This window comes from Amycolatopsis sp. NBC_00348 (assembly GCF_036114655.1).
Classification (GTDB): domain Bacteria; phylum Actinomycetota; class Actinomycetes; order Mycobacteriales; family Pseudonocardiaceae; genus Amycolatopsis.
On record NZ_CP107994.1, the window covers coordinates 3,198,892 to 3,218,854 of the forward strand.

A 19,963-nucleotide genomic window follows, 5' to 3' on the forward strand; every position below is an offset into this window, starting at 1 on the left:
CGACGCCTTCGGCGAGGCTCATGCCGTCGCCGGCTTCGGAGAACGCCTTGCAGCGGCCGTCGGCGGCCAGCGCGCGCTGGCGGCTGAACGCGACGAACGGGTCGGGGGACGCCATGATCGTGGCCCCGCCGGCCAGGGCGAGGGAGCTTTCCCCGGCGCGCAGCGACTGGCAGGCCAGGTGCAGCGCGACGATCGACGACGAACACGCCGTGTCGACGGTGACCGACGGGCCTTCGAAGCCGAACAGGTACGACAACCGTCCGGAAAGGACACTCGGGATGGTGCCGGTGACGAGGTGGCCCTCGGAGCCTTCGCCGGTCGAGGTGCCGTAGTCCTGGAAGCTGGAGCCGATGAAGACGCCGGTCCGGCTCCCCCGCACCGAAGCGGGGTCGACGCCGGCGCGTTCCAAGGCCTCCCAAGAGACTTCGAGCAGGAACCGCTGCTGCGGGTCCATGGACATGGCTTCACGCGGCGAGATCCCGAAGAACCCGGCGTCGAACTCGGCGGCGTCTTCCAGGAAGCCGCCGAGCGTCGAGTACGTCTTGCCGCCGCGGTCGGGGTCCGGGTCGAACAGCCCCGCGATGTCCCAGCCGCGGTCGGCGGGGAACGACGAGATCGCGTCCACACCGCCGGCGACGACGTTCCACAGGTCTTCCGGCGAGCCGACGCCGCCCGGGAAGCGGCAGCCCATGCCGACGATGGCGATGGGCTCGTCGACGGCACCCGGCGTGACGACGACGTCGCCGACGGCCGGGCCGTCGATCTCCTCGCGCAGGAACGCGACGAGCGCGAGCGGGGTCGGGTAGTCGAAGACCAGCGTCGCGGGCAGGGACAGACCGGTGGCGTCGACGAGACGGCGGCGGAACTCGACGGCGGTCAGCGAGTCGAAGCCGAGGTCGCGGAACGCGCGGTCCTCGTCGACGGCGTCGGCCGTCACGTGGCCCAGTACTTCGGCGGCTTCGACGCGTACCAGGTCCAGCAGCGCGCGGTCGCGTTCGGCCTCGGACATCCCGGCGAAGCGCGCGGCGAAGGCGGTCACGGCGGTGGCCGCGACGGGCTCGGGCTTGCTCTCGACGAGTTCGTCGAACAGCCGGGTGGCGCGGGTGGCGGTGAACACCGGCAGGAAGGTGTCCCAGGTGATGTCGGCGACGACGACGGCCGTGTCGTCGCGCAGCAGGGCGCGTTCCAGCTCGGCGAGCGCGGGCGCGGTCGGCAGGAACCCGAGGCCGCGGCGGCTCAGCTGGCCGGCGACGTGCTCGTCGGTGGCCATGCCTTCCTCGGCCCAGGCACCCCAGGCGATCGACGTCGCCTTGCGGCCGCGGGCCCGGCGGGCCTCGGCGAGCGCGTCGAGGTAGGCGTTGCCGGCGGCGTAGGCGGCCTGGCCGCCACTGCCCCAGACCCCGGCGACGGAACCGAAGAGCAGGAAGAAGTCGAGGTCGTGCCCGGCGAGGAGGACGTCGAGGTGCGCGGCGCCCTCGGTCTTGGCAGCCATGACGCGGGTGTACTCGGCGAAGTCGGCGCCGTGGATCGGGTCCATCGCCTGCGCGATGCCCGCGGTGTGCACGACCCCGGTCAGCTGCAGGCCGTCGAGCAGCTCCTCGACGGCGGCGCGATCGGCGATGTCGCAGGCGGCGATCGTCACCCGGGCGCCGGCCTCGGTGAGTTCGGCTTCGAGTTCGGTCGCGCCGGGTGCTTCCGGGCCGCGACGGCTGACGAGCACCAGGTGCTCGGCTCCGGCGGCGGCGAGCCACCGCGCGACGGACGCGCCGAGCGCACCGGTGCCGCCCGTGACGAGCACGGTCCCGGAAGCGCGGAAGCGTCCGGTGGGCTCGGCGGGCAGGTACCGCCCGACCCGGCGGCCGAAGGCCCCCTGGGCCCGGATGGCGACCTGGTCTTCGCCACCGGATCCGGCGAGGACGGCGGCGAGCCGTCGCCCGGCGGCGGGGTCGAGGGTGGCGGGCAGGTCGATCAGCCCGCCCCACAGCGCGGGCAGTTCGAGCGCGGCGGTCCGGCCGAGCCCCCACACCCGCGCGGCGACGGGATCGGGCGCCCCTTCGCCCGCGGTGACGACGGCACCGGAGGTGAGGGTCCACAGGCGAAGGCCGAGGTCGGCGTCGCCGAGAGCCTGGACGAGGGTGAGCAGCTCCCGCAGCCCGCCATCCCCGGCGGCGGGCAGGTGCAGGACACCGTCGACCGGCCCGGCCGCAGCCAGCGCCGCGGCCAGCTGCGCCCGATCGGCCAGGTCCGTGAATGCCACATCGAGGGACCTAGTGTCCGTGAATGTGGCATCGACGGACTCAGCGGCCGTGAATGGCACATTGAGGGACCTAGTGTCCGTGGATGTGGCATTCACGGACTTCGGGGCCTCGGCGGCGTCGAGAGTCGAGAGTGTGATGCGCTTGATCGTCGCGCCGTGAGCCGTCAGCGCTGTGGCGATCTCCGTGCCTTCGTCGGCGGTCGACGTCACCAGCAGCCACGTTCCCGGCAGGGAAGGGTTCTCCGCGGTGCGGAACGGGTGCCACTCCGCGCGGTAGCGCCAGGACTTCGCCTTCTCCTCCGCCGCCCGGCGGTCGCGCCAGCCCGACAGGGCCGGGAGCAGCGTGGTCAGGGACTCCTGCTGGTCGTCGCCGAGGTCGAGCAGGCCGGCCAGCTCCGTCGGGTCGCCGCGGCCGATCGCTTCCCACAGGGGGCCGTCCGCGGTGGCGGCCACCGGCCGCGCCGGAGTGGCGGCAGCCCAGTAGTGCTCACGCTGGAACGGGTACGTCGGCAGCTCGACCGGCGCGCCCGCGCGGCCGAGGTAGGCCGGCCAGTCCACCGTGCAGCCGCGCGTGTGCAGCACCGCCAGGGCCGTGACGGCGGACTCCACCTCCGGACGGTCCTTGCGCAGCAACGGGATCGCACCCGGCTGGTCGATCATGGCCGACAGCACCGCGCCCGGCCCGAGTTCCAGGAACGTGACGGCGTCCGAACGCGAGATCGTCTCGGCGAACCGGACCGTCGCGCGCACGTGCTCGACCCAGTAGCCCGGCGACCGGACGTCGCCCTGGGCGACGAACGTCAGCGACGGCTCGGCGAAGTCCAGCCCCCGCACGACCTCGCCGAACTCCGCCAGCATCGGGTCCATCAGGTGCGAGTGGAACGCGTGCGACACCTGCAGCCGCTTCGTCCGCTCGAAGCGCGCGGCGACGCCCAGCACGGCGTCCTCGACGCCCGAGAGCACCACCGAGTCCGAGCCGTTGACCGCCGCGATGTCGACGCCGTCGGTCAGGCCTGCGCGAACGTCCTCTTCGGACGCCTGCACCGACACCATCGCCCCGCCGGCGGGCAGGGCCTGCATCAGCCGGGCCCGCGCGGACACCAGCGCGCACGCGTCGTCCAGCGACAGCACACCCGAGACGTGCGCGGCCGCGATCTCGCCGATCGAGTGGCCCCCCACCAGGTCCGGGCGGACGCCCCACGACTCCAGCAGCCGGAACGCCGCCACGCCGAAGGCGAACAGCGCGGGCTGCGCGGTCCCGGTCCGCTCCAGCGCGGCCGGGTCGTCGCCCCACACCACGTCCCGCAGGCCCGGCTCGCACCGGTCGAGGACGTCGGTGAAGACGTCGGCGAACACGGGGAACCGCGCCGCCAGCTCACGCCCCATGCCCAGTCGCTGGGCGCCCTGACCCGGGAAGACGAACGCGAGCCCACCGGCCGCGGTGGTACCGGTGACCAGCCCGGACGCCGAGTTCCCGGCGGCGAGTGCGGCCAGCGACGACGAGACGTCGTCGCCGAGGACCACGGCCCGGTGCTCGAACGCGGTGCGCGTGGTCGCCAGGGACCACGCGAGGTCCAGCCGACCGGCGTCGACGCCGGCCAGGTTCGCGGCCTGCTCACGCAGCCCACCGGCGGTCCGAGCGGACAGCAGCAGCGGCGCGGCCACGGCGTCCACGGGGGTAACGACCAGCGAGGCCTCGACGAAAGGAGCCGCTTCGAGGACGACGTGCGCGTTGGTCCCGCTGATGCCGAACGACGACACCGCACCACGCCGGGCGCGCCCGGTCTCTGGCCACGGCGACGGCTCGGCGAGCAGCGAGACCGCGCCCGCGGTCCAGTCCACATGGGATGACGGCGCGGCCGCGTGCAGTGACCGGGGCACGGTGCCGTGCCGCATCGCCATGATCAGCTTGATGACGCCGGCGACACCCGCGGCGGCCTGCGTGTGGCCGATGTTCGACTTCACCGAACCCAGCAGCAGCGGGGTTTCCCGGTCCTGGCCGTAGGTCGCGAGCAGCGCCTGCGCCTCGATCGGGTCGCCCAGCGTCGTGCCGGTGCCGTGGCCCTCGACGACGTCGACGTCCGAAGTGGACAGTCCGGCGCCGGCCAGCGCGGCGCGGATCACGCGCTGCTGCGACGGGCCGTTCGGCGCGGTGAGGCCGTTGGACGCGCCGTCCTGGTTGACGGCGGAGCCGCGGACCAGGCCCAGCACACGGTGGCCGTGACGGCGGGCGTCCGAGAGGCGTTCGAGCACGAGCACGCCCGCGCCCTCGGACCAGCCGACGCCGTCGGCTTCGTCCGAATAGGACTTGCAGCGGCCGTCGGGAGACAGGCCGCGCTGGCGGGAGAACTCGACGAACGAGTTCGGGGTGGACATCACGGTGACGCCGCCGGCCAGGGCCAGCGTGCAGTCGCCGGATCGCAGGGCTTGCATCGCCCAGTGCATCGCCACGAGCGACGACGAACACGCCGTGTCGATGGTGACGGCCGGGCCTTCGAGGCCGAGCGAGTAGGCGACGCGGCCGGAGACGACGCTCGACGCCGTGCCGCTGCCCTGGAAGCCTTCGAAGTCGCCGCCGGCCATGACGAGGCCGTAGTCGTTGTACATCACGCCGGCGAACACGCCGGTGGAGCTGCCGCGCAGGCGTCGCGGGTCGATCCCGGCGCGCTCGATCGCCTCCCACGAGACCTCGAGGAGCAGCCGCTGCTGGGGGTCGGTGGCTTCGGCTTCGCGCGGGCTCATCCCGAAGAACGCCGGGTCGAACTCGCCGGCGTTGTGCAGGAAGCCGCCTTCGCGGGTGTAGGAGGTGCCCTTGTGGTCGGGGTCCGGGTCGTACAGCGCGCCCAGGTCCCAGCCGCGGTTGACCGGGAACGTCGACGTCGTGTCGCGGCCCTCGGCCACCGCCGCCCAGAGGTCTTCCGGCGAGGCGATCCCGCCGGGGAAGCGGCAGCTCATGCCGACGATGGCGATCGGGTCGTCGTCGGCCGCGACAGTCCGGGTGACGACCGGGCCGCGAGCGTCGTCGCCCAGCAGCTCCGCCAGGATGTGGGCGGCCAGCGCGGCCGGTGTCGGGTGGTCGAACGCCGTCGTGGCGGGCAGGCGCAGCCCGGTCGCGGCGTCGAGGCGGTTGCGCAGCTCGACCGCGGTGAGGGAGTCGAACCCGAGTTCGGAGAACGAGCGCTCCGGGTCGACGGCCGCGGCCCCGGCGTGTCCGAGCACCCCGGCGACTTCGCGGCGGACCAGGTCGGCGACCCGCGCCGCGCGGGCGGCGTCGTCCAATGTGGACAGCTGGTGCGCCAGCCGGCCGGCCCCACCGGCGGTCCGCACGGCCCGGCGGCTGCCGCCGACGAGCGACCGCAGCACGGCGGGCGGCTCCGGCCGGGCGCTCAGCACCGGCAGGTCGAAGCGGACCGGGACGACGACGGGCTCATCCGCGGCCAACGCGGCGTCGAAGAGCGCGACACCTTCGGCCTCGGTGAGCGCGGGGATGCCCATCCGGGCGAACCGGCGCAGGGTGCCGTCGCCGGCCATGCCCGCTTCACCGGCCCACGGCCCCCAGGCGAGGGACACCGCGGGCAGCCCGGCGTCGCGGCGCACCTGGGCGAGCGTGTCGAGGAAAGCGTTGCCGGCGGCGTAGTTGGCCTGCCCGGCGGCGCCGAGCGTGCCGGCCAGGGAGGAGAACAGGACGAACGCGGTCAGGTCCTGGTCGCGGGTCAGCTCGTGCAGGTTCCAGGCCGCGTCGGCCTTAGGCGCCAGCACGGTGGCGAGCTTCGCCGCGTCCAGGGTGCCGAGCAGGCCGTCGTCGAGGACGCCCGCCGCGTGCACGACGGCGGTCAGCGGGTGGGCCGCCGGGATGTCCGCGAGCAGCGCGGCCAGCGCGGTGCGGTCGCTCGCGTCGCAGGCGACGACACTGACGTCGGCGCCCTGACCGGCCAGCTCGGTGAGGAGGTCGTCGGGCGCGACGCCACGGCGGCTCGCGAGGACCAGGTGCCGGACGCCGTGCTCGCGCACGAGGTGCCGGGCGATGATCCGGCCCAGTCCCCCGGTGCCGCCGGTGATCAGGACGGTGCCGCCGGCGTCCCAGCCGCGCGAGTCGGCGGGCACGGCCCGCACCAGCCGGGGCACGAGCACGCGCCCGGCGCGGATCAGGGCGCGCGGCTCGCCGGTCGACAGCGCGGTCGTGACGGCGTCGGCGGACGCCGGCTGCTCGTCGGTTTCGATCAGGACGAACCGGCCGGGGTGTTCCTGCTGCGCGGCCAGGACGAGCCCGCGCACGGTCGCCGCGGCGGGCACCCCGGCCGGGATGACCAGGGCCAGCCGCCGGTCGTCGGTCGCTTCGACGCGCGCCTGCAGCAGGCCGAGGGCGTGCGCGGCGAGGTCGCGTGCCGCTGCCGGGGTCTCCCCCGCCGGGACGTCGAGGGTGACGACGTCGACGTCGGCCGGGTCGGTGATCCCGGTGACCGGCTCGGTCCAGTCGACCCGGTACAGGCCGCCGCCGGTGCCGGCGGCGAAGGATTCGGCGGCGATCGGCCGCACGGACAGTCCGCCGGCCACCGCGACCAGGTCGCCTTCGGGCGTCGACAGGACCAGCGACAGCGAGTCGTCACCGGTCTTGCGCAGCTCGGCCCGCAGCACCGTCGCGCCGACCGCGCGCACGGCGACGTCCCGCCACGAGAACGGCAGGCCGCCGTCACCGGCGAGGAACGCCGTGGCGTGCAGGGCCGCGTCGAACAGCGCGGGGTGCAGGTCGAATGTCTCGGCGTCGACGTCGTCGGGCAGCGCGACCTCGGCGAAGACGTCGTCGCCGCGACGCCAGGCGGCACGCAGGCCGCGGAACGCCGGGCCGTACTCCCGGCCGTCGTCGATGCCGTCGTAGAACCCGGCCAGCTCGACGGGGGTGGCGTCCGCGGGCGGCCAGACGGCCTCCGGGATCACGATTTCCCGGGTGACGGCGGTCAGCCGGCCGACCGCGTGGGACGTCCAGTTGCCGCTGACTTCGCCGTCCGGGCGTGAGTGGACGGCCACCGCGCGGCGGCCGTCGTCGTCCGGGGCCCCGACCCACACCTGGACGACGACGCGCTCGTCCGTGCCCAGCACCAGCGGCCGGGTGAGGGTCAGCTCCTCGACGTCCGGGCAGCCGGTCTCGGCACCGGCGCGGACGGCCAGTTCCAGCAGCGCCGTGCCGGGTACGACGACCGCGCCGCCGACGCGGTGGTCGGCCAGCCAGGCGTGCGTGCCGGCCGACAGCCGGCCGGTCAGCAGCAGGCCGCGGGCGTCGGCGACCTCGACGGCGGTGCCGAGCAGCGGGTGGTCGACGCTGCGCAGGCCCGCGGACCGCAGGTCGCCGCGGCCGCGGCCGGTGTCACGCGGCCAGTACCGCAGGCGCTGGAAGGCGTAGGTGGGCAGCTCGGTCCACGCGGCACCGGTCCCGGCGAAGAACGCGGCCCAGTCGATCGTGACGCCGTCGCCGTGCAGCCGGGCGAGCGCCTCGGCGGCGGAGGTGTGCTCGTCGCGGTCCTTGCGCAGCACCGGCACGGCGAGCGCGTCCGGGACGTCGACCAGCGGCGTCAGCGCGGCTTCCGGCCCGACCTCGACGAACCGGTTGGCCCCGGCCTCGGCGAGGCGGGCGAGGACGTCGCCGAAGCGGACGGTCTCGCGGACGTGGCGCACCCAGTACTCCGGGTCGGTCACCTCACCGGCGACGACCAGCGCACGCGTGGGCTCGGCGAACGTCAGTCCGGCGACGACCTCGCGGAACGCGGGCAGCATCGGGTCCATCAGGTGCGAGTGGAACGCGTGGGACGCGCGCAGCCGCGTCGTCCGCTCGAAGCGGGAAGCGACGGCCAGCACGGCGTCTTCGGTACCGGACAACACCACCGCGCGAGGGCCGTTGACGGCGGCGATACCCACGCCGTCGACCAGCTCGGCGCGGACTTCGTCTTCGGTGGCCCGGACGGCGACCATCGCGCCGCCGGCGGGCAGGTCCCGCATCAGCCGGGCGCGCGCGGACACCAGGGCACAGGCGTCGTCGAGCGACAGCACGCCCGCGCAGTGGGCGGCGGCGATCTCGCCCGCCGAGTGCCCGGCGAGCAGATCGGCGCGGACCCCCCACGACTCCAGCAGGCGGAACAGCGCGACCTCGACGGCGAAGATCGCCGGCTGCGCCCAGCCGGTGTCGGCAAGTGTGTCGGCAGCGTCGGCACTGGTGCCCCAGACGACGTCCCGGAGTCCGGGCTCGAGCCGCTCCAGGACCTCGTCGAACGCGGCGGCGAACGCCGGGTGCGCGGCGTACAGCTCGCGCCCCATGCCCAGGTGCTGCGAACCCTGGCCGGTGAACAGGAACGCGGTCTTGGCCCGCGCACGCGGCGAGCCGACAACCGCGGACTCCCCCGCGGCGAGTGCACGCAAGGCGTCCGCCACGGCATCGCGGTCAGTGCCGACGACGGCAGCACGACGCTCGAACGGCGTCCGCGCGGTGGCCAGGGAGAACGCGACGTCGGCGAGCGGCGCGTCGCCGTCCGCCAGCTGCCGCGCGAGACGTCCGGCCTGCTCGCGCAGTGCCTCGTCGGTCTTGCCGGAAACCAGGAAAGGCACCGGCCGCTCGACGACGTGACGCGGCTCGGCGTCCTCGGCCGGGGCCTGCTCGATGATCGCGTGCGCGTTGGTGCCGCTGAGCCCGAACGACGACACACCCGCGCGACGGGGCTCGCCGGTCTCCGGCCATTCGGTGGCCTCGGTGACCAGGTCGACCCGGCCCGCGCGCCAGTCCACATGGGACGACGGCGCGTCGACGTGCAGGGTGGGTGGGACGACGCCGTGGCGCATGGCCAGGACCATCTTGATCACACCGGCGACGCCGGCGGCGGCCTGGGTGTGGCTGATGTTGGACTTGATCGAGCCGAGCAGCAACGCGCGTTCGCGGTCGTGCCCGTAGGTCGCCATCAGGGCTTGGGCCTCGACGGGGTCGCCCAGCCGGGTGCCGGTGCCGTGCGCCTCGACGACGTCGACCTGGCTCGGCGAAAGCCGGGAGCTCTTCAGCGCCTCACGGATCACCCGCTGCTGGGACGGGCCGTTGGGGGCGGTCAGGCCGTTGGTCGCGCCGTCCTGGTTGACGGCGCTGCCGCGGACCACCGCGAGCACGGGGTGGCCGTGGCGGCGGGCGTCCGACAGGCGTTCGAGCACGAGCACACCCGAGCCCTCGGCCCAGCCGGTGCCGGCGGCCGAGTCCGCGAACGAGTGGCAGCGGCCGTCCGGGGACAGCCCGCCCTGGCGGCTGAACTCGACGAACGTGGTCGGGGCGGACATCACCGTCACACCACCCGCGACGGCGAGCGTCGACTCCCCCGACCGCAGCGACTGCGCGGCCAGGTGCAGCGCGACGAGCGACGACGAGCACGCGGTGTCGACGGTGACGGCCGGGCCGACCAGGCCCAGCACGTAGGAAAGGCGGCCGGACAGGACGCTGTTCGTGTTGCCGGTCAGCAGAAAGCCCTCGGACGGCCCGGCGGCGCCGGTCAGGTACTCCTGGGCCATCGCGCCGACGAACACACCGGTGCGGGTGCCCTTGAGCGACGAGGGCGCGATGCCGGCGCGCTCGATCGCCTCCCACGTCGTCTCGAGCAGGATCCGTTGCTGCGGGTCCATTTCGGCCGCCTCGCGCGGCGAGATGCCGAAGAACCCGGCGTCGAACTCGGCGGCGTCGAGCAGGAACCCGCCGGACATCGCCGCCTCGCCGCCGGCCTCGGCGAGCGCGCCGAGGTCCCAGCCGCGGTCGGCGGGCAGCCCGGTGACGCCGTCGCGCCCGGAGCCGACCAGCTCCCAGAGGTCTTCGGGGCTGGCGACCCCGCCGGGATAGCGGCAGCTCATCCCGACGATCGCGATCGGTTCGACCGCGCGGGTCTCCAGCTCCTCCAGCCTCTGCTGGGTGCGCACGAGGTCCGCGCTGGCCCGCTTGAGGTAGCTCCGGAGCTTCTGTTCGTTGTCCATGAATCAGCAACCCATCCCGACACGACGGCGAGCGGTGGCGCCCCGGGACGGCTGCTGCGGTGGCAGTCCGGCGCACGGCCGGCTGCCGCCCGGGGCGCGGAAAATGGTTTTCTGCGGCGGAAATCGTCCTCGGCGGCACTTCGCCCGGGCCGCGACCGCCGAGTTCATCCGGGACCGGCCTGGGCCGGTTACCAGACGGCGGCGGTCAGCGCCTCGCCGAGGTCCAGCTCCCGGGCGGTCTGGTGCAGGTCGGATTCGACCATCATGCGCATCAGCTCTTCGAACGGCACCGACGGCTTCCAGCCCAGATCGGCGCGGGCCAGCGTGGCGTCGGCGCACAGCGTCTCGACCTCGGCGGGCCGCACCAGGCTCGGGTCGACGACGACGTAGTCGCGCCAGTCGAGATCGGCGGCGGCGAACGCGATGTCGGCGGCGTCGCGGACGGTGTGCATCCGGCCGGTGCCGATCACGTAGTCGCACGCCTCGTCGCGCTGCAGCATGAGGTGCATCGCCTGGACGTAGTCGCCGGCGAAGCCCCAGTCGCGCACGGCGTCGAGGTTGCCGAGGCGCAGCTCGTCCTGCAGGCCCAGCTTGATCCGCGCGACGGCGTTGGAGATCTTGCGCGTGACGAACTCGATGCCGCGGCGCGGCGACTCGTGGTTGAACAGGATGCCGGAGACGCCGTACATCCCGTAGGACTCGCGGTAGTTGCGCGTGATGTAGTGGCCGTAGGCCTTCGCGACGCCGTACGGGCTGCGCGGGTGCAGGATCGTCTTCTCGTTCTGCGGCGTCTCGGCCGCCTTGCCGAACATCTCCGACGACGACGCCTGGTAGAACCGGATCTGGCTGCCCGGCGCGGTGGTCCGCGACTTGTCCAGCCCGGAGACCATCCGGATCGCCTCCAGCACACGCAGCACGCCCATGCCGTTGACGTCGGTGGTGAGCTCGGCCTGCTGCCACGACATCGGCACGAACGAGATCGCGCCCAGGTTGTAGACCTCGTCCGGCTGCACCAGGTCCACGGCCCCGACGAGACTCGCCTGGTCCAGCAGGTCGCCGTGGACGAAGTTCAGCTCGGCGGCGATCCGGCTGACCCGGGACTTGCGCGGGTTCGCCTGACCGCGCACCAGGCCCCACACGTCGTAGCCCAGTGCCAGCAGGTGCTCGGCCAGGTAAGAGCCGTCCTGTCCCGTGACACCTGTGATCAATGCTCGTTTCGTCATAGCTCTCCCACGTTCACCGGCCAACCGGCCGTGCTCGCGGCCGCCCGGCACCGCCGCTGATCCGCTCGATCACACACCCGCCCCGCCCTGGAAAACATTGGACAATCCGTGCCCCCATCGGGAACTACTGGTGATTTCCCGTCTTCAGCGGGTCCATCCTGCAGCTTTCCGGTAGCCGAGGCATGCGAGGACCTGATGGCATTCCGATATCCCGTCTCCCAGCCCCATCTCACCGGCCGTGAGATCTACTACGTCACCGAAGCGGTGACGACGGGCTGGATCTCCTCCCAGGGCCCGTTCGTGCAGCGCTTCGAAGAGACCTTCGCCGACTGGAACGGCCAGGGCCACGGCGTCGCCTGCTCCTCCGGGACGACGGCGCTCACCCTCGCCCTGCGCGCGCTCGGCATCGGGCCCGGCGACGAGGTGCTGGTGCCGGAGTTCACCATGATCGCGTCGGCCTGGGCGGTCACCTACACCGGTGCCACACCGGTCTTCGTCGACTGCGGCGACGACCTCAACATCGACGTCGCGCAGCTCGAAGCCAAGATCACGCCGCGCACCAAGGCGATCATGCCGGTGCACATCTACGGCCGGCGCTGCGACATGGACGCGATCATGGACCTCGCCTACCAGTACAACCTGCGGGTCGTCGAGGACTCGGCCGAGGCCCACGGCGTCCGCCCGGTCGGCGACATCGCGTGCTTCTCCTTGTACGCCAACAAGATCATCTCGTCCGGCGAGGGCGGCATCTGCCTGACGAACGACGCGCGGCTGGCCGAGCAGATGAAGCACCTGCGCGGCATGGCCTTCAGCAAGGCCCACGACTTCGTCCACAAGAAGCTGGCCTACAACTTCCGGATGACCAACCTGCAGGCCGGCGTCGCGCTGGCCCAGGTGGAGCGGATCGACGAGATCCTCGAGCTGCGGTCCCGGATCGAAAAGCAGTACGACGAACGGCTTTCCGGCATCCCCGGGATCACCCGCATGCCCGGCCGCGACGTCCTGTGGATGTACGACCTGCTGGCCGAGGGCCGCGACGAGCTGCGCGCCCACCTGAGCGCCGCCGGCGTCGAGACGCGGCTGTTCTTCCAGCCGATGAGCCGCCAGCCGATGTACCTCGACCCGAAGTGGCCGGAGCTGAACGCGGCCCGCCTGGCCGCCCAGGGCTTCTACCTGCCGACCTACGTCGGCCTGGAGGAGAGCGACCAGGACTTCATCGTCGACCGCGTCGCGGAGTTCTACGGCAGCAACTGAGACGACGAAAGCCCGCCGGGAAACCGGCGGGCTGCGTCAGGTTTGGGGGTCAGGCTTGGGGACCGGTGAGCCGCCCGGACAGTGACCAGGACGGCTCACCGGCGTTCGTGGGCCGGAGGAGTACTCCGGCGCGGCGGTGGGCCGGCAGACCAGGGGGTCGCCTGCCGGACCACCGACGTCAGCCGGCCGGCTGCTCGGCCGAGTCGAGATCGCGCGCCAGCAGCTCGGCGATCTCCGTCACGGCGGCGTCGGCGCCTTCGCCCTCGGCCGAGATCAGCACCTCTTCGCCGCCGCGGACACCGAGCGCCATGACGCCCAGGATGCTGGTGGCGTCCACCAGCTTGTCCTCGGTGCGGCCGATCTTCACCGGCACCGGCTGCCGGCCCGCGGCCTCGACGAGCAGCTTGACCGGACGCGCGTGCAGCCCGACGGGCGAGCCGATTACCACCTTTTTACTGGACATTCCCGATTCCCATCTCGTGGAGAAAGCTGTGACGCGTCAGCCGGCCGTCTTGGCGGAGAATTCCTCCGCGATCCGGCGCGCCGTCGGCACGTCGGACGCGGAAAGCACCTCGCGGGCGAGGGTTTCGCACTGTTCGAGGGTGTAGTCCTTCAACGCGGCGCGGACCGCGGGGACCGCGGACACCGACATCGACAGACTGGTGATGCCCAGGCCGGCGAACACCGGGGCCAGGCCCGGGTCGCTGGCCGCCTCGCCGCAGATGCCGGCGGACTTGCCGGCCTCCTTGGCCGCCGCCGCGACGTTCGCCACGAGCGCCAGCAACGCCGGCTGCCAGGGGTCGAGCAGGTCCCCCAGCTCACCCAGCATCCGGTCCGCGGCGTAGGTGTACTGCGAAAGGTCGTTGGTGCCGATGCTGACGAAGTCGACCTCCGCCAGGATGTCCGCGGCACGGATCGCCGCGGCGGGCACCTCGATCATCACACCGGCCTGGCCGATCCCGTGCTCGCGGGCGAGGTCGCGGAACGCCGCGGCCTCCGCCGGCGTGGCGATCATCGGCGCCATCACCCGCACGTCGGCCTCGTGGTCGGCCGCCGCCAGGCTGATCGCCTCCAGCTGCGCGGTGAGCAGCCCCGGGTTGCGGACGCCGACGCGGTAGCCGCGCACGCCCAGCGCCGGGTTCGGCTCGTCCTCGGTGTTCGCGAACGGGATGTACTTGTCGGCGCCGGCGTCCAGCGTGCGGATGACGACCGGCCGGCCGCCGAACCCGCGCAGCACCTCGCCGTAGGCCGCCCGCTGCTCCTCGACCGTCGGGGCCTCCGTGCGGTCCAGGAACAGGAACTCGGTGCGGAACAGCCCGACACCCTCGGCGTCGGCCGCCGCGTCCTGCTCCACCCCGCCGGCGCTGCCGACGTTGAGCAGCAGCTTGACCGGGTGGCCGTCCGCGGTGGCGCCGGGGCCGCTGTGCGCCGCCAGCTTCTCCTTCAGCGACGCCGCTTCCGCCTCGACCTGCCGGACGTAGTCGTCCGTCGGGTCGACGACGACCGTGCCGCGCCCGCCGTCGACGGCGATCCGCTGCCCGTCCGCCAGGCCCGCGGCGCCGGCGCAGCCGACCACCGCCGGGATCCCGAGCGCGCGGGCGACGATCGCCGTGTGGCTGGTCGGGCCGCCCTTCTCGGTGACGATGCCGAGCACCTTCGCCGGGTCGAGCAGCACCGTGTCGGCCGGCGCGATGTCCTGGCCGACGAGGACGAACGTGCCGTCGACGTCCGGGATGCCGGGCTGGGCCAGCCCCAGCGCGGCGGCGATCGCCCGGTCCCGGATGTCGATCAGGTCGGCCGCCCGCTCGCCGAGGTAGCCGCCGATGGCCTCCAGCGCGGCCACGTGCTTGCCGAACGCGTCGCGGATCGCCCAGGCGGCGGGGCGGCCGGCGGCCACCCCCTCCTGGATCCCGGTCCGCAGCGTCGGGTCCTGCGCCATCATGATCTGGGTGTCCATGATGGACTTGGACTCGCCCGAAACCGTCGCCGCGCGCTTCTCCAGGTCCGCCACCGCCGCGTCGAGCGCTTCGGTCGCCGCCGCCAGCTCCTCCTCGGGAGCCGACGGCGTGTCCCAGTGCTCCGGCAGGACCGGGGGCGGCGTCAGCCGCACCACCGGCCCGGCGGCCGCGCCCGGGCTCGCCGGGTTGCCGCGCAGTTCGTCAACCACCGTTGGTCGCCTCCTTGGGGTTCGGGCCCTCACCGCTCACGCGGGGACGGCCGCGCCCGGCTCGATCGTCACCTTGATCGCCTCGCCGCTGCTGACGATGTCGATCGCCTTCAGCACGTCCGAGAGCGGGAGGTGGTGGGTGATCAGGTCGTCGACCGGGACCTTGCCCGACGAGATCAGCTCGAGCGCCTGGCGGTTGTGCTCGGGGCTGGACCCGTTGGCGCCGTAGATGGTCAGCTCGCGGTAGTGCACCAGGTTCGAGTCGCACGCGATGATCGGGTTGTCCTTCGGCAGGCCGCCGAAGAAGCTGATCCGGCCGCGGCGCGCGGTCATCTTGAGCGCGTCCTCCTGGGCCTTGCCCGCCGCCGCGGCCGTGATGACCACGTCCGCGCCGTCGCCACCGGTGAGCTCGAGGACCTTCGCGACCGGGTCCTCCTCGGCACCGCAGATCGCGGCGTCGGGCTTGACCAGCTCGGCGGCCATGTCGAGCCGGCCGCGGTTGAGCTCGACCAGGTAGACGGCCGCCGCGCCCTTGGCGCGGGCGAGCCGCACGTGCAGGCAGCCGATCGGACCGGCGCCGACGACCACGACGACGTCGCCCTCGCCGACCTGCGCGAAGCTCTGTCCATTGAGGACACAGGCCAGCGGCTCGGCGACCGAGGCCTCCGCGTAGCTGACGCCCTCCGGGATCCGGTTGACGCCGTCGACCTTGAGGACCTGCTTCGGCACGATCATGTACTCGGCGAAGCCGCCGTCGAAGTGGTAACCCATCGACAGCTGGTTCGGACACACCTGCTGCAGGCCCTTGAGGCACTGCTTGCACTCACCACACGGGATCGCGGCGATGACCTGCACGCGGTCGCCCGACTCCCAGCCGGAGACGTTCGCGCCGGTCTCGACGACCTCGCCCGCGATCTCGTGCCCGATCACGCGCGGCGGGTCGATGTGGTGGTGCCCGTGGCGGAAGATCTTCAGGTCCGTGCCGCACGTCGAGGTGTTGTGCACCCGGATCTTGATCTCGTCCGGGCCCGGGCTGGGCTCGTCGGCGTCTTCGACCCGCAGGTCACCTGGCGCGTAGAAACGTGCCACCTTCATTCGGAGAACTCCTCGTCCATCTGGTTCAACAGTCGCAAGATCGTCTCGGCGTCCGGTGCTTCCCGCAGCTGCCGGACCTGCTCGCCGTCCATCAGGATCCGGGCGAGCGAGGACAGGATGCCGACCTGCTCGGACCCCTTGGCCGCGATGCCGACGCACAGCCGGACCTCGTTGCCGTCCCAGTCGACCCCGTCGGGGAACTGGAGGATCGCGAGCGCGGTCCGCTTCACGAAGCGGCGGGACTCGTCGGTGCCGTGCGGGATCGCGACGCCCTCGCCCAGGAAGGTCGAGACGGAGCGTTCGCGCTCGTGCATCGCGTCGAGGTAGCCCGGCTCCACCGCCCCCAGCTCCAGGAGCTTCCGGCCGACCTGCGTGATCGCGTCGGCCTGGTCGGGGGCGGTGCAGCCGATGAGGACCGACTCGGCGCTGAGGATGGAAGCGTCAGTCGGCAAGGGAACCGCCGTCCCTGATCGCCTGCTCGACCTGGTCGAACACCGGGTCACCCAGGAAGCTCTGGAACCCGAGGATCACCGCCGTGGTGTTGGCCTTGCGGGCCCGCTTCACGAGGGTGCTCTGGCAGAGCACGACCTGGGCGTCGCCCGGGATCTCGTTGACCGGCGTGTGCTCGACCTTGACCGAGTAGGGCTTCAGCCGCTTGGCCAGCTGGGACGCGACCATCACGCTGCTGCCCATCCCGGCGTCGCAGGCGATGATGACCTTCTTGACTTCGTTGCCTTCGATGCTGCTCACAACCGCACTTCCTTCCTTCGATCGACGATGATCGTCAAGCCACCGCTCCGCCTTCGGCGACGGCCAGTTCCCGTTCTTCCCTGCGGGCATCCTTGCCGAACTTCAGCAAGGCCGCAGCGACGACGAACGATACGGCCGCGGCGATCAGGACACCCAGGACCACGCCCAGGTAACCGCCCTTCGGCGTCACCGCGAGGACCGCGATGATGCTGCCCGGCGACGGCGTCGCCGTCAGGCCGGCGTCGAAGATCGCGAACGTCGCGACACCCGCGGCGCCACCGGCGATCGCGGCCAGGATCAGGCGCGGGGTGGCCAGGATGTACGGGAAGTAGATCTCGTGGATACCACCGAGGAACTGGATGACGATCGCGCCCGGCGCGGTGGCCCGCGCGCTGCGGGCGCCGAAGAACGTCAGCGCCAGCAGGATGCCGAGACCGGGGCCGGGGTTCGGCTCGATCAGGAACTCGATGGCCTTGCCGTCCTTCAACGCGTCGGCGACGCCCAGCGGGCTCAGCACGCCGTGGTTGATCGCGTTGTTGAGGAACAGCACCTTGGCCGGCTCGACGATGATCGAGACCAGCGGCAGCAGGTGGGCGTCGATCAGGGCCTGCACGCCGTTGCCGAGGCCCTTGGTGATGCCCTGCACGACCGGGCCGATGCCCAGCAGGCCCAGCACCGCCATGATGCCGCCGATGATGCCGGCGCTGAAGTTGTCGACGAGCATCTTGAAGCCCGGCGCGGTCTTGCTGCCGACCTTGTCGTCCCACAGCTTGATCAGGAAACCACCGAGCGGGCCGACGATCATCGCGCCCAGGAACATCGGGATGGAGGCACCGACCGCGATGCCGACCGTCGCGACCGCACCCACGACCGCACCGCGCTGGCCGTGCACGAGCCGGCCACCGGTGTAACCGATCAGGACCGGCAGCAGGAAGTTGATCATCGGGTCGACGAGCTCGGCGATGTGCGCGTTCGGTGTCCACCCGCTCGGGATGAACAACGCGGTGATCAGGCCCCAGGCGATGAACGCCCCGATGTTCGGCATGACCATGCTCGCGAGCTGACCGCCGAAGCGCTGGATCGAAACCCGCGCGCGCTCCGCCCTCGACGGAGTTTCGTCGTCGATCTCCGTGGTGGTTGTCATCGTTGGCTTCCTCTTCTGGAAAGGTGATTTGAGGGTTTCGCCATCACCGGATGGCGGTGGTCGGGGCGAGCCGCTTCGCGTGGTGCCCCAGGGCTATTCGCGAATCTTTTCGTCCCAGCCGGGATGCGGGTCCACCCGCACTCGTCGTGCCCCCACGTCTTCGGGACCCGGCATCGTGCTTCCCGGGAGCGACACCGCGGCCGCACCCCAGGCGACGGCTGTGGCCAGCGCTTGCGGGCCACTCCCCCCTGCCGCCAGGAAACCGGCGAGCATCGCGTCGCCGGCACCGACCGAACTGCGCGGTTCGGCCGATGCGTTGGCGCACCAGATCCCCGCGTCTTCGACCAGCACGGCACCTTTGCTGCCGAGACTGGCCAAAACCGTGCCCGCGCCCAGAGAGCGCAGTTCCTGTGCGGCGTCCACGACGTCCCGCACCGTGTCGAGCTGACGGTCGACCGCTTCCTCGAGCTCGTCGAGGTTCGGCTTCACCAACGCCGGCCCGGCTTTCACCGAAGTCCGGAACGCCGGGCCGCTGGTGTCGACGACGACCCGGACCCCGCTGGGGGCCAGGCGCGCGATCAGCTCCGCGTAGAAGTCCTCGTTCACACCGGGCGGCAGACTTCCCGCCGCCACAACCCATTCCGCGTCGGCCACGTTGGCCAGCAGGACGTCGCACAGGGTTTCGATCTCCCGCCCCGTGAGGTGCGGGCCGATCTCGTTCACCTTCGTCACGGTGGCGTCCGGCTCGACGACGCTGATGTTGCTGCGCACGGACTCTTCCGTGCGAACCCGGACCACGTCGATGTTGTAGTCCTCGAGCAAGCTGATCAGCTGGTCGCCTTCGGCACCGCCGGCGGGAACCACCGCGCGGGCCTTGAGTCCGTTGCGCACCAAGGCACGCGCCACGTTGATGCCTTTTCCACCCGGCTGCACACTGGCGCCCGAAGCGCGGTGGAGACCGCCCCGGTTCAGCCGGTCGACCTCGACCGTGCGGTCGACGCTCGGGTTCGCCGTCAGAGTCACGAACACTTCAGTACACCTCCGCCGGAACCTCTTTGGTTTGAGTGATATTGCCTGTGTTCGCCTGCGTTTGCAAGACCCGATCTCGAGGAGTATCGAACCGTTACCATCAGATGACCGGCAGACTGTCACCTTGTGCAGCCAAAACACTCTGATCCGTGCCCACTCGGGGACGCCGTGTGACCATCGGGTAAAGCCACATAAAGCCACACCAGGGCGGTGACCCGGGTCACGAGCCAACATTCAGGTCTGGAGACAGCGAAGCGGGCCGCACGCCCACCCGTCTCGCGAGTGCGCCTGCGGCCCGCCCTCGGCGTCACCGGTCCGGCCCGTCACCACCGGCGTGTCACCGGACGAAGTCCGGCAGCGCGCGCGGCGGCCAGGAACCGACCCCGAAGATGCCCATGGAATAGGCCTTCGAGATCAGCGCCGGGCGGTTCTTCACCTTCATCTTCCGCAGCAGCGTCGTCACGTGGTATTCGACGCCGCCCCGGCTCATGTAGAGATTGGCCGCCAGCTGAATCGTCGAAACACCCGACGCGACGCCCTCGAGAATGCGGGCGTCCATCTCGGTCAGGATTTTCTTCCGCGTGACGGCGACCTGGTTGTCCCGGTCGGACTTGTCCGGCCGGAAAACCACGGTGAGGCTGTCGAGCCGGTCACCGACGCTGTGCACGGTCGAGCCCAGGAAATCGCCGCTGAGCGTCGTGCCGTTGTCCCGCATGACCAGGATCCGCTCGGCGAAGCGGGTGCGCTCACCGCGCACCAGCAGCCGGAGCTGCTGCTCGACCTTGTCCCGCACGCTGGGGTGGAGCAGGTCGCACAGGCTGGTGCCGGTGACGCCGTCGGAAGTGCGCTCGAACACGCGGAAGAATTCCATGCTGGCCGAGACAATGCGCAGCCGGTGGTCGACGTTCACCATGCACATTTCCGGGGTGACCGGTCGGGGAGCCGGCTTCCGCGGCGCGGGGCGGCTGATTCGCTCCAGCGCCGAAGCCAGGCTCACGCCTGTGACCGCATCTGCAACGTCTGCACTCATGAAGGGATTCCTCTCTTCGGCGAGAAGC

General features: G+C 72.1%; 11 protein-coding genes (1 of these 11 cut by a window edge). 1 reads left to right on the top strand and 10 read right to left on the bottom strand.

Annotated features, from left to right (window positions below):
- A protein-coding gene (locus OHS58_RS13520; protein WP_328648441.1) for a type I polyketide synthase crosses the window boundary here: on the bottom strand, positions 1-10,243 show its start. It extends 16,964 nt beyond the left edge of the window; 10,243 of the gene's 27,207 nt are visible here — the first part of the coding sequence; its start codon is at positions 10,241-10,243; the stop codon falls past the left edge of the window.
- Between the two features lie 188 nt (positions 10,244-10,431).
- Positions 10,432-11,466, bottom strand: a complete 1,035-nt coding sequence (locus OHS58_RS13525; RefSeq protein WP_247051685.1) for a GDP-mannose 4,6-dehydratase — start codon at positions 11,464-11,466, stop codon at positions 10,432-10,434.
- A gap of 195 nt (positions 11,467-11,661) precedes the next feature.
- Here OHS58_RS13525 and OHS58_RS13530 point away from each other — a divergent pair, with 195 nt between their 5' ends.
- Positions 11,662-12,720, top strand: a complete 1,059-nt coding sequence (locus OHS58_RS13530; RefSeq protein WP_328648442.1) for a DegT/DnrJ/EryC1/StrS family aminotransferase — start codon at positions 11,662-11,664, stop codon at positions 12,718-12,720.
- Positions 12,721-12,898: 178 nt separating this feature from the next.
- Here OHS58_RS13530 and OHS58_RS13535 read toward each other — a convergent pair whose 3' ends face one another.
- The 8 genes from OHS58_RS13535 to OHS58_RS13570 form a co-directional block, all read right to left on the bottom strand.
- A complete protein-coding gene (locus tag OHS58_RS13535) occupies positions 12,899-13,183 on the bottom strand; it encodes an HPr family phosphocarrier protein (RefSeq protein ID WP_247051683.1) in 285 nt (94 codons plus the stop codon).
- A 36-nt stretch (positions 13,184-13,219) separates the two neighbouring features.
- Entirely contained in the window at positions 13,220-14,887 is a 1,668-nt protein-coding gene (gene ptsP, locus OHS58_RS13540; RefSeq protein WP_326949523.1) for a phosphoenolpyruvate--protein phosphotransferase, read from the bottom strand.
- Positions 14,888-14,923: 36 nt separating this feature from the next.
- Entirely contained in the window at positions 14,924-15,982 is a 1,059-nt protein-coding gene (locus OHS58_RS13545) for a zinc-dependent dehydrogenase (RefSeq protein WP_326949522.1), read from the bottom strand.
- A complete protein-coding gene (locus tag OHS58_RS13550) occupies positions 15,979-16,434 on the bottom strand; it encodes a PTS sugar transporter subunit IIA (protein WP_247051680.1) in 456 nt (151 codons plus the stop codon). Before OHS58_RS13550 ends, OHS58_RS13545 begins: the two co-directional genes overlap by 4 nt.
- Complete coding sequence (locus OHS58_RS13555) at positions 16,424-16,732, bottom strand: PTS lactose transporter subunit IIB (RefSeq protein ID WP_328648443.1); 309 nt, start codon at positions 16,730-16,732, stop codon at positions 16,424-16,426. Before OHS58_RS13555 ends, OHS58_RS13550 begins: the two co-directional genes overlap by 11 nt.
- Before the next feature lie 34 nt (positions 16,733-16,766).
- A complete protein-coding gene (gene mtlA, locus OHS58_RS13560) occupies positions 16,767-17,876 on the bottom strand; it encodes a mannitol-specific PTS transporter subunit IIC (RefSeq protein WP_326949521.1) in 1,110 nt (369 codons plus the stop codon).
- A 93-nt stretch (positions 17,877-17,969) separates the two neighbouring features.
- Entirely contained in the window at positions 17,970-18,905 is a 936-nt protein-coding gene (pfkB, locus tag OHS58_RS13565; RefSeq protein ID WP_247051677.1) for a 1-phosphofructokinase, read from the bottom strand.
- A gap of 337 nt (positions 18,906-19,242) precedes the next feature.
- Positions 19,243-19,935 carry a helix-turn-helix transcriptional regulator gene (locus OHS58_RS13570; protein ID WP_326949520.1) on the bottom strand — a complete coding sequence of 231 codons (693 nt, stop codon included), beginning with the start codon at positions 19,933-19,935 and terminating at the stop codon, positions 19,243-19,245.
- Between the last annotated feature and the right edge of the window lie 28 nt (positions 19,936-19,963).

What these genes read in the sequence shown, in the direction of transcription:
- OHS58_RS13525 (WP_247051685.1), bottom strand. Translation starts at nt 11,466, where the DNA reads ATGACGAAACGAGCATTGATCACAGGTGTCACGGGACAGGACGGCTCT.
- OHS58_RS13530 (WP_328648442.1), top strand. Translation starts at nt 11,662, where the DNA reads ATGGCATTCCGATATCCCGTCTCCCAGCCCCATCTCACCGGCCGTGAG.
- OHS58_RS13535 (WP_247051683.1), bottom strand. Translation starts at nt 13,183, where the DNA reads ATGTCCAGTAAAAAGGTGGTAATCGGCTCGCCCGTCGGGCTGCACGCG.
- OHS58_RS13545 (WP_326949522.1), bottom strand. Translation starts at nt 15,982, where the DNA reads ATGAAGGTGGCACGTTTCTACGCGCCAGGTGACCTGCGGGTCGAAGAC.
- mtlA (WP_326949521.1), bottom strand. Translation starts at nt 17,876, where the DNA reads ATGACAACCACCACGGAGATCGACGACGAAACTCCGTCGAGGGCGGAG.
- OHS58_RS13570 (WP_326949520.1), bottom strand. Translation starts at nt 19,935, where the DNA reads ATGAGTGCAGACGTTGCAGATGCGGTCACAGGCGTGAGCCTGGCTTCG.